The organism is Geothermobacter hydrogeniphilus (assembly GCF_002898515.1).
In the GTDB taxonomy this organism is placed as follows: domain Bacteria; phylum Desulfobacterota; class Desulfuromonadia; order Desulfuromonadales; family Geothermobacteraceae; genus Geothermobacter_A.
The window spans coordinates 45,832-56,370 of record NZ_PPFX01000027.1; the positions used below are offsets into that span (position 1 = coordinate 45,832).

The 10,539-nt window shown below is 57.6% G+C and carries 10 protein-coding genes; 7 read left to right on the forward strand and 3 right to left on the reverse strand.

The window, feature by feature from the left end:
* The first annotated feature begins 69 nt into the window (after positions 1–69).
* From C2E25_RS11750 to C2E25_RS11780, 7 genes are all read left to right on the forward strand, one after another.
* On the forward strand, positions 70–1,017 hold the full coding sequence (locus C2E25_RS11750) for an MBL fold metallo-hydrolase (RefSeq protein WP_103115928.1): 948 nt from the start codon (positions 70–72) through the stop codon (positions 1,015–1,017).
* A 230-nt stretch (positions 1,018–1,247) separates the two neighbouring features.
* Positions 1,248–3,242, forward strand: a complete 1,995-nt coding sequence (locus tag C2E25_RS11755) for an FAD-dependent oxidoreductase (RefSeq protein WP_103115929.1) — start codon at positions 1,248–1,250, stop codon at positions 3,240–3,242.
* On the forward strand, positions 3,239–3,760 hold the full coding sequence (locus tag C2E25_RS11760) for a DUF4442 domain-containing protein (RefSeq protein ID WP_103115930.1): 522 nt from the start codon (positions 3,239–3,241) through the stop codon (positions 3,758–3,760). The genes C2E25_RS11755 and C2E25_RS11760 overlap by 4 nt, the downstream gene beginning before the upstream one ends.
* Before the next feature lie 96 nt (positions 3,761–3,856).
* Complete coding sequence (locus C2E25_RS11765) at positions 3,857–4,414, forward strand: chalcone isomerase family protein (protein ID WP_103115931.1); 558 nt, start codon at positions 3,857–3,859, stop codon at positions 4,412–4,414.
* A 286-nt stretch (positions 4,415–4,700) separates the two neighbouring features.
* The gene (locus C2E25_RS11770; protein ID WP_103115932.1) at positions 4,701–6,401 is read left to right on the forward strand and encodes an acyl-CoA dehydrogenase; all 1,701 of its coding nucleotides are present in this window, start codon (positions 4,701–4,703) and stop codon (positions 6,399–6,401) included.
* A 4-nt stretch (positions 6,402–6,405) separates the two neighbouring features.
* Positions 6,406–7,266 (forward strand): MBL fold metallo-hydrolase, encoded by an 861-nt coding sequence (locus C2E25_RS11775; RefSeq protein ID WP_103115933.1) that lies wholly within the window; start codon positions 6,406–6,408, stop codon positions 7,264–7,266.
* Positions 7,267–7,429: 163 nt separating this feature from the next.
* Positions 7,430–8,605 carry a 4Fe-4S dicluster domain-containing protein gene (locus C2E25_RS11780; RefSeq protein ID WP_103115934.1) on the forward strand — a complete coding sequence of 392 codons (1,176 nt, stop codon included), beginning with the start codon at positions 7,430–7,432 and terminating at the stop codon, positions 8,603–8,605.
* Positions 8,606–8,626: 21 nt separating this feature from the next.
* Here the strand turns inward: C2E25_RS11780 and C2E25_RS11785 are convergent, their stop codons facing one another.
* From C2E25_RS11785 to C2E25_RS11795, 3 genes are read right to left on the reverse strand one after another with little or no spacing between them, the layout of a single operon-like run.
* Entirely contained in the window at positions 8,627–9,121 is a 495-nt protein-coding gene (locus tag C2E25_RS11785; RefSeq protein ID WP_103115935.1) for a gamma-glutamylcyclotransferase family protein, read from the reverse strand.
* An 18-nt stretch (positions 9,122–9,139) separates the two neighbouring features.
* Positions 9,140–9,556 carry an acyl-CoA thioesterase gene (locus tag C2E25_RS11790; protein WP_103115936.1) on the reverse strand — a complete coding sequence of 139 codons (417 nt, stop codon included), beginning with the start codon at positions 9,554–9,556 and terminating at the stop codon, positions 9,140–9,142.
* A 2-nt stretch (positions 9,557–9,558) separates the two neighbouring features.
* Entirely contained in the window at positions 9,559–9,966 is a 408-nt protein-coding gene (locus C2E25_RS11795; RefSeq protein ID WP_103115937.1) for a MerR family transcriptional regulator, read from the reverse strand.
* Positions 9,967–10,539 lie beyond the last annotated feature (573 nt).

Sequence of the window (10,539 nt, forward strand, 5' to 3'; positions counted from 1 at the left end):
GCACCTGCCCCCTTATCGGCTGCCTCACGGCTTTCCCCTGCTGCCTGCATTGGATATTGCAGTAATCACATGACCGCCATCGTCCAGCATACTTTCGATACGCCGTACCCGGTTGGCGAAGTACACTGCTACAGTGCCGAACTGAACGGAGAGTTGACCCTGTTTGATACCGGCCCGCCCTTTCCGGAGGTGAAGGCGGCGCTCAGGGAACAGCTTGATCTTCCGCGGTTGCGCCAGGTTTTCTGCACCCATTGCCATGTCGATCATTACGGTCTGGCGGCCTGGCTGGAAGAGGAATACGGGGCGACCATTTATGTACCCTATCGGGATGCGTTGAAAATCAAGCGCCACGCCGAACGGTTGCCGGCCATCGGCGAACTGCTCTACCAGAGCGGCTTCTCCCGTGACTACATTGAGAGCTACCGCAGCATCATGGAGGACGGAACAGTTTTTCCACGATTTCCGCGGCGGATGGAGGTGGTCGAGGAGTCTGATTTGCCGGAGCGGCTCGGTTTTGAGGTTCTTCCCTGCCCGGGTCATTCCCAGTCCGACCTGATCTATGCCACAGATAGCTGGGCGGTTACCGGGGATGTGCTGCTGGAGGGAATATTTCAGTCGCCGTTGTTTGATGTCGATCTGGAAACCGGAGAGCGGTTCAACAACTATCAGGCCTACTGTTGCTCCCTGGCCAATCTCGGCCGGTTGCGTGGTCGTCGGATTTGTCCCGGTCACCGCAGGACAGTGGCCAGTGTCGACGGGGTGATTCTCTTCTACATCGGCAAATTGCTGGAACGGACTGCCCGTGTACTCCCGCAGTTGGGAGAAGGCAATCTGGCAGAAATTGTCCAGCGGTTGTTCGGTGAGATGGCGAGCAACCCGTTTCACCTCTATCTGAAGGCCTCGGAAGTGGCGTTCATGCAGGATTTCCTGGCCGATCCCGGGCGTCTGAAAGCCGCCTTGCAAGGAATTGGCTTGTTTGCGCCGCTGGAAGATGCGTTTGCGCGGGTGGTTAGGTGAAAACCTGGTTTTGCCGCCAAGACGCCAAGGGCGCCAAGAAGGTCAAAAACTCATTTAACGGAGAGGCGGAGAGGAGCAGAGAAGGAGAGGAAATTTTTTGGGTTTAAAACCAAAATCGTTTTTGGTTTTCTCTGCGTCCTCTCCCTCTCTGCGACTCTCCGTTAAAAAAAGGTTTTCTTGGCGCCCTTGGCGCCTTGGCGGCCAAAAGATTTGAATTGAAGGATTTCGATATGACCGACCCCCTGTTCCAACCGTTGACCATCGGCTCTCTGCAGTTGAAGAACCGTATCATCATGCCGGCCATGCATCTGAACATGGCCGATGATTATCGGGTTTCCGAGCAGTTGCTGGCCTTTTATGCCGAGCGGGCTGCCGGAGGGGCGGGACTGATCAGTTGTGGTTATGCCAGTGTTGATGTGTTGGCGGCGCATCCAGGGCATATCGGCGCCCATGACGACGCTTTTATCCCCGGGCTGAAACGGCTGGCCGAAACCATCCAGGCCGGCGGAGCCCGGGCCGCACTGCAGATCAATCATGCCGGGCGCTATAATCATTCCATGCTGACCGGTGGCAAACAGCCGGTCGCGCCCTCGGCGGTACCGTCGAGGATGACCGGCGAGACGCCGCGCGAGCTGAGTATCGATGAAATCGAAGAATTGATCAACGCCTTTGCCGAAGCCGCCCGGCGGGTGGCCGAAGCGGGGTTCGATGCTGTCGAAGTCCTGGCCGGGACCGGTTACATCATCAGTTCCTTTCTTTCTCCCCTGACCAACCGTCGCGAGGATGCCTGGGGCGGAACGCGGGAGAACCGGATGCGATTCGGTCTCGAAGTGGTCCGGCGGGTCAAGCTGGCCAGCGGACTGCCGCTGATCGTACGCCTCAACGGCAACGACTTCATGCCCCAGGGGATTGGTCGTGAAACACTGCAGCAGTTCGCCGCCGCGCTGGTTGAGGCCGGGGCCGATGCCCTGAGCATTAATGTCGGCTGGCATGAGGCGCAGATGCCGCAGATCGTGACCAAGGTTCCGCGCGGAGCTTTTGCCTACCTGGCTCGCGGCATCCGCGAGCGGGTCGCGGTGCCGGTCATCGCCGGACACCGGATTAATGATCCGGGCAACGCCCGGGAACTTCTTGACCAGGGTTGGTGCGACGCGGTGGCCATGGGGCGGGCGTTGATTGCCGATCCACAGCTGCCGAACAAGGCGCTGCGGGGGCGGGAGGAAGAGATTATCCACTGTGTTGCCTGCGGGCAGGGGTGCTTTGATGCCCTGTTCCGTTTTCAGCATGTTGAGTGCCTCTGCAATCCACGCGCCGGTCACGAGCTGGAAGCCTCGCCACAGTCGATGCAGCCGCAGCGGGTGTTGGTGGTCGGTGGAGGCGCCGGCGGTATGACAGCTGCCATCGCCGCGGCGCGCCAGGGTCACCGGGTTACTCTCTACGAGGCAGAATCGAGGCTTGGGGGGCAACTCGATCTGGCCGGGGCACCTCCCGGTCGGGAGGAATTTTCGCTTCTCGCCCGGGATCTGGCGCGGCAGGTCGGTGAGGCTGGAGTTGAGGTGGTCCTCGGTCGTAGGGTTGACGCTGAACTGTTGCGTCGGGAGGCCCCCGACCGGGTAGTTCTTGCCACCGGTGGTTGCCCGCAGGCGCCACCGATTCCTGGTTGTGACCTGCCGCACGTGATTCAGGCCTGGGATCTGCTCCGCGGGAAGGTGTCAACCGGCGGCAGAGTTGTCATCATCGGTGGTGGCTCAGTTGGTGTCGAGTCGGCCCTGCTGCTTGCAGAGCAGGGGACTCTGCCGGCTGAAACTCTCAAATTCCTGCTGGTGCATCGGGCCGAAGACCCTGAAGAGCTTTATCGGTTGGCGACCTCCGGCAGCAAGCAGGTCACCCTGATTGAAATGCTTGACAAGCTGGGGCGCAATTTCGGCAAAACCACCCGCTGGACCATGCTGCAGGACCTGAAACGTTACGGAGTCCAGTGCCGTACCGGTGCCAAGGTCGAGGCGATCACAGAAGAAGGGGTGGTGGTGACCGGAGAGACAGGGCCGGAATTGCTGCCGGCCGATACGGTCGTGATGGCGGTTGGAACCCGAGCTGACAATCCGTTGCAGCAGGTCTGCGAGGATCTTGGCATTGCCTGTCGGGTGATCGGTGACGCGAACAAGCCGGCGATGGTTTTTGATGCCGTCCACCAGGGTTACCGGGCCGGGCGGGAGGTCGCATGAAGGGCTTTGCATCGCTGCCCGGGTTGCTCACCGGGGCTCGCCGGTCGCGATTCCGCCTCTGGTTGCTGAACCTGATGCTCGGTCGTATGATTCCTTTCAACCGGCCGCATGGTGTCCGGGTGCTGTCTCTCGATGAAAACCGGGTGCAGACCACGGCACCTTACCGGAAACGTAATCAAAATCATCTGCGTGGCATCCACGCCTGCTGTATTGCCACGGTGGCGGAGTTCTCCTCGGGTCTGCTGTTTCTCTCCAGGCTCAACCCGAACCGTTATCGGCTGATCATGGCCAAGCTGGAGATCGATTACCACTTCCAGGCCAAGGGGGCAATCGTCGCGACGACCAGCTTGACTGACGAAGAGTTGAAGGCACGGGTTCTTAAACCACTGGCGGATGTGGATAAAATACAGACCACGTTGCCGACCGAGGTGCATGATCGGCAGGGGCGGCTGGTCGCTACCGCGCTGGTTACCTGGCAGATCAAGTCCTGGGACAAGGTGCGAACCAGGGTCGACTGACCCTGTTGTTTGCTGCTTTTTATTTATGTCTGGCTTCGTGTGGAATCCGCTGCCAGGCGACATTCTAGCCGGCTCCAGGGGGGCCAGGAGGTGGAGATGAAGAGGCTCGTCGTAATGCTGGTTCTGTTTCTGGGTTGGGCAGGGATGGCCCAGGCGATTGAAGTGGCCGGTGTCAAGCTCGCCCCGCAGGTGCAGGTTGCCGGTGAAACCCTCAATCTCAATGGCTATGGCATCCGCAAGAAATTCTTTTTCAAGATCTACGTCGGTTCACTCTATACGGCGCAGAAGGTGGCCAGTGCCGAGCAGGCTGTCAAGGCTCCGGGCGGCAAGCTGATCCGCATGGATTTTCTTTACAGCAAGGTGGCCAAACACAAAATTGTCGACGCCTTTGCCGAAGGGTTTGAAAATAACAGCCCCGAGATGGCGGACAGTGCAGCCGCCAAGGCCTTCCTCAATTGGTTTGATGCCGATTTTATCGAAGGGGATCAGGTGGATCTGGCCATCGCTGCCGATGGTACGGTCAGCGTCAGTCACAACGGCCGTCCCCTCGGTAGTGTCATGTCTCCCGAACTTGCCCGCGGCGTACTGCTGATCTATCTCGGCAAAGACCCGGCCGATGACGATATGAAGGACGGGATGCTCGGCCGGGATTGATAAGACCATTCTCCCAGGTACCGTTCCGGACCTCTCTCCATCCTGAATGCTAATAGATTCAGGTCCATGTCTCCGGTACGTTACTCTCCTTGTTATGGGGGCCGATTCGGCCCCCGCTTTTTTACTGAATTCAAGTCTGTTTTGTCACGAGCCCCAGGGACACAGAAGATAATTGCAGATCCTTTTTATGCAACGGTGGGTGATGAAACCTTCCGTTTAGTCTTCTTCCATGTCTCCGCCACTCGGTGGCCAGCTGCTTTTGGCTATATTTCGAAAGGTACAGCCAATGCTCCTGTTTAATCCGCACGACGACCATCGTAACCATGCCGATGCCCGCTCACGGCAGATCGTCGAGAAGGCCATTGCTTTCTTCGAAAAGAAAGGCTTGAAGAAGATCAAGGAAGACGACCAGGCGATGGTCTGGTACGAGGACTTTCTCGAATTCGTCAAAGAAGAGGAGATCTTTGCCGATTTGCTTACTCCGCAAGCGTATGCTGGCGAGAATGGTCGTTGGGATATGTGGCGGATCAGCCATTTCAACGAAGTGCTGGCTTTCTATGGACTCTGCTACTGGTACACTTGGCAGGTCAGCATTCTCGGCCTGGGGCCAATCTGGATGGGGGAGAACGAGGCCGTCAAGCGGCGTGCCGCGAAATTGCTACGGGATGGGGGGATCTTTGCCTTCGGTCTGTCGGAGCAGGAGCACGGCGCCGATCTTTACAGCTCCGAGATGACTCTGGTGCCGCAGGCCAATGGGACCTTTCTGGCCCGCGGCCGCAAATACTATATCGGTAACGGCAACTGCGCGGCACTGGTTTCGACCTTCGGCAAGATCGAGGGGAGCGGCGAGTATGTCTTCTTTGTCGTTGAAAGCGACCATCCGGCCTACGAATGTGTGCGGAAGATTGACACTTCGGGGGTACGCCAGGCTTATGTCGCCGAGTACGCCCTGCATGATTATCCGATTCGTGAGGAAGATATCCTGCTGCGTGGAGAAGCGGCCTGGAATGCGGCGCTCAATACGATCAACATTGGCAAATACGAGCTCGGCTGCGCCTCCATCGGCATCGTCACCCATTGTCTCTATGAGGCGATCAATCACGCCGGAAACCGTCAGCTCTACGGCATGACGGTGACCGATTTTCCGCATGTCAAACAGCTGTTTGTGGAAGTGTACGCCCGGCTGCATGCCATGAAGTTGTTTGCCATGCGGGCCGCGGACTACCTGCGGGTTGCCTCCATCGAGGATCGCCGTTACCTGCTCTTTAATCCCATTGTGAAAATGAAGGTCACCGGCGAGGGGGAGCGTTGCGTTGGATTGTTGCACGAGGTCATCGCCGCCAGGGGGTTCGAGCAGCAGACCTGGTTCGAAATGGCCATCCGCGACATCGGCATGCTGCCGAAGCTTGAAGGGACCACCCATGTCAATATGGCGCTGATCCTCAAGTTCATCCAGAAGTATTTTTTCACTCCGGTCGATTTTCCCGAGGTTCCACGCCAAGACCAGGCTGGAGATGATGGATACCTTTTCCGGCAACAGACCGGCAAACTCAAAGAGGTTCACTTTCCGGATTGGCGCAAGGCCTTCGCCGCTGTCGATCTGCCGAACGTGCGCATTTTTGTCGAGCAGGCCGAATTGTTGCGCCAGTTGTTGCTTGATGCTCCTCCGAATCGGGAGCAGCAGGCCGATTCAGGTTATATGCTCGTCGCCGGGGAACTGTTTACTCTGATCCCCTATGCCCAGCTGATTCTTGAAAATTCCGCCATCTACCAGCTGGATGATGAACTGCTCGACGTCATCTTTGCCTTGCTGGTGCGTGATTTTGCCGGTTATGCCTTGCAGATGGTTACCGAGCATAGCAACAGCGAAGTTCAAGAAGCGCTGTTCCGTCAGATGTTGAAAAGGCCGGTGCGAGACGAGGCGGGCTTCAACAAGGTCTGGCGACAGGTGCTGGAGCTCAAGGACTGCTACCGGATGTCTGACTAGTGTCATGGGAGTTGTCCAGCGCATCCGCTATCAGGCGGTTGAAGGTCTGCGAGCCGGACGCTTCAATCGGGGGGTCAACACCGCGGCCACCTGTTATCGGCTCGGTAGCACCCTGATCGACAGCGGCTGCGCCAACCGCTGGCCCCAAGTGCGCAGCTTCGTTCGCGAGCAGCTGTTGCGACAGGTGCTGCTTACCCACCATCACGAGGACCATAGCGGCAACGCCGCGCGCATTCAGCAAATGACCGGTGCCCGGGTCCTGGCTTCCGGCCTGGCGCTGCAGCCACTGGCCACTGGCTGGCGGCTGCGTCCCTACCAGCAGCTGCTGTTTGGCCGACCGCAACGCTTGATTGCCGAACCTGTCCCTGACCTGGTCGAACTGGAGGGGGGCTACCGCCTGCAGGTGATCGGCACTCCGGGACACGCCGACGATATGGTCTGCTATCTTGAAGCAGAACACGGCTGGCTGTTCAGTGGCGATCTGTTTGTCGGCGACCGGACCCGATTTCTGCGTCAGGATGAGGGCCTGGGGGAGCTGCTGCAGAGCCTGAGAAAAATCCTCACTTGCGACTTTCAGACCCTCTTTTGTGCTCACCGGGGTGTGGTCAAAGACGGCAAGCGGGCAATTTCTGCCAAGCTGCAGCATCTGGAATCCCTCTGCGACAGCAGCCGGGAACTGTACCGTCAGGGCCTTCCCCCAGCGGAAATCTCTCGCCGCCTGCTCGGTCGTGAAGAGTTGGTCAGTCTGGTTACCGGTTATCATTTTTCCAAGCGCAATCTGATCCGGGCCTGTTTGCAGTTGGTCGAAAAGGTCGACCACGGAGTTACAGAGCACACCGGGGAGACCGAATTCCCAGTGAGGTGAGGAGAGGCTCGGGCTTGTCTTTTCAGCTGTTTTCTGAGTCTCAGTGGTTAAATAGTGGTCTTGGTGCCTTTCGTGAGACAGCGGACGGGCCTTGCCAGGAAATGAATTCTTTCTCACCTGCATCAGTGAGCTCATTGGTGCAGGTCTCAGTCGAGGAGTGAGCATGGGTCACCATACCACCAGTAAAAGCAGTATCGTTCCCCTTATCGACCGGCTGAACAAGTATCCGATCGGCCTGGTGGATAATGAAAAGCTGCGTCGGATTCTGGCCATTCTTTTCAGTGAGGAAGAGGCCTTTGTCGCCTCGCGTTTTCCCCTGCACGAGGCGACGCTGGAGGAACTGGCCAGACTGACCGGTTGCCCACCGGAGCACCTGGAAAAGGTTCTTGACCGGATGGCGGACAAGGGGCTGGTGCTTGACATGCCCCATCGGGGGACAATCTACTACCTGCTGCTGCCCGGCTTGATCGGTTTCTTCGAGTTCAGCTTCATGAAACAGCGTGCCGACCTGCCCCTGGCGGAGCTGGCCCGGCTGATGAGTGACTATCTCTTCGAGGATCCGCAGCACGGCCAGGCGAGGGAATTCTTTGGCAGCAGGACGCCCCTGACCCGTTCACTGGCCTACGAAGAGACGGTTCCGGTCAGCTCAACCGTGACCAGCTATGAAGGCGCGCGTGAGATTATCCGCAAGGCCGGCTATGGGGCGGTGGGGATGTGCTACTGCCGGCACAAGAAAGAGCACCTGGACGAGCATTGCAGCAAGGGCGCTCCGGTCGAAGGTATCTGCATCTCGCTGGGCAACGCTGCCCGTTTCATGGTCCGGCGCGGTTTCGCCGAGGAGAAGAGTGTCGAGGAGCTGCTGGGGGTGATTGACAGGGCTCGTGAGTACAACCTGACCCACATCACCGACAATATCCGCCATCGGCCGAGTTTTATCTGCAACTGTTGCTCCTGTTGCTGCGAACTGCTTGCCGGGGTGCAGGCCGGTTACCGGGACGGGATCGGCAAGACCGGTCTGCTGGTGACGGTCGACGCCCAAGGCTGCGTCGGTTGCGGCCTCTGCGTCGGGGCCTGCAATGTTGCCGCTCTCAAGATTGTCAACACGGGAGTGGAAAAGCAGCGCAAGCTGGAGATCGCGGGCTCGGTCTGCCTTGGTTGCGGTGCCTGTGTCTCGGCGTGTTCGCACCAGGCGCTGAGCATGGTGGCGACGGCTGAACCGGTTATCCCGGCCAGAAAGCGCGACCTGATGAAGCAAATCCTCAGGGAGAAGAAGCGTCTGGCGCCGTTTGTAGTGGATGGGGTCAAAAGGAAGGTGAAAAAGATAGTGACGAGAAAGTAGCTCTGCCGGGTCACGCTCGGCTCAATTGAGGTAGATGCTCAGCTCCCGAGTCGCCCGTTCCGGGTCGGGGTCGTCCATAGTCGGAACGGCCCGGATAGAGGCGATGTAATCTTCCGGCAGCTGGTTCTCGATGGCGCCGCGCAGGACATGTTCCCGGTACCAGGGATAGGGGCGGAGATTGCGGTCAATATTGATGCCGAGGTAGATCAGGGCTTTAACCTGGTTGCCCTGCTCGGGTTCGACCGTCAGCCAGGTGTCGCGGTATTCGATACCGACGCCTTCGTAGTGATCAAGGATTGTTTTGGCGGCCGGGTCGATACGGAACAGGACGCCGAACAGTTGATCAGATGCTGTTGCCGGGCAGGCATCGCATTTTCCCGAGCCATCCTTGGTGCTGGCGACCTGGAAGGCCAGCCGGTAGCCGTCAAGTCGGGCGACCCCAATCCGGTGTGCCGAAGGGATTCGCTGCCGCAGGCGGGCGGTTGCCATGTTGGAGCCGTAGGCGAAGTAGAGCATGTCGGGAAGTCTAAACAGTCATTCCGGCACCGGAGACGACTCAGTTGCGGAATTGAGGTTCTGGCGAAAATCTTCCGGGAGTTCGGTTGGCTTCTGCCGGTTCTGGTCGAAGCAGACCATGACCGTCTGCGCCTGTGCAAAGGTCGTGTCCGCTCCATTGTGCATCCGATAGCCGAGGGTGAAGCTGCTGCGACCGATTTTTTCAGTCCGAACATCGATCAGCAGGCGGTCGTTGAGGCCGATCGGTTGCTGATAGCGGCAACTTGCTTCGACGACCAGGAAAAGGATGCCGCGCTGCATCAGCTCGGCGAAGCGCTCCTGAAACAGTTTGACCCTGGCGGTTTCCAGGTAGGTGAAGAAGGTGGCATTGTTGACATGTCCATAGGCATCCAGGTCGGAAAAGCGGATTTCGATTTCGGTTTGCAGTGTACTCATTGTCAGGTTTCCGGTTGAATGACACCCTGCAGGATGTCGAGAATCCGTTGCCGGTAGGCAACGATTTCCTGTCGCAGGGAAGAGAGGTTGGCGATCTTCTGGTCAACTTTGCCGATGTGGCGGTCGAGGATTTCGAGCAGGCGCGGGGTGATCTTGCCGAAATCCTGGTTGCCGGTATCGAAGTTGTCGGCCAGTTCCTGCATCTCGCGCAAGGTGATGCCGAGTTCCTTCAGTTTGAGAATGAATTTGAGGCGCAGCACGTCCTCTCTCTGATAAGTGCGAGTGCCGCCGCCGAGACGTTCCGAAACGCCCATCAGGCCGATTTCCTCATAGTAGCGGATGGTACGTGTGGTGATCCCGAGTTTCTTGGCAAGTTCGCCGATCTGGACCGGGTAGATTTGATTGTCCATGGGGTGTTCCCTTTACGCAGTCAATGTAAGATTGACAATTTGTTAGCAGTATTGTCCTGTCTATGTCAATAGGAAAATCATAAAATAGCTCATAAAATCAGTTATTTCGGCATTAGTTTTGCCCATGTAAAAACATGTTATATTTTTACTTGACCTTTACGTAAACAAGATATAAATTCTCGCCAAGGCGGCCTGAATATATTCTTTGCAGTTGGCCGGCTGTTGTTTTGCTGGCGGTGAGAGTCGCGTAACTAGTTTTAACGGAGAGGCGCAGAGAAAAAGAGAGATAGAGAGAAAGGTCAAGGCGGCCACCAAGACGATTGAGCACCAGGAGAAGCCGACCCAAGAGCCCAGGGGGTTCAAACAAAGGCCGAGATTCTAAGAGATTAACTTGGCGGGCCTGGTGTCTTGAGGCGCCCAAAGATAAAAAGGTTTCTCTCCACCTCATCTCTCTCAGCGGCTCTGCGTTACACGAATTTGACCCTTAACCGTAGTTAGATTTCAACCGGAGGTAAACTATGAACATTCTCGTCTGTATCAAGCAGGTTCCCGACATGGAGTCGCGCTTCAAGG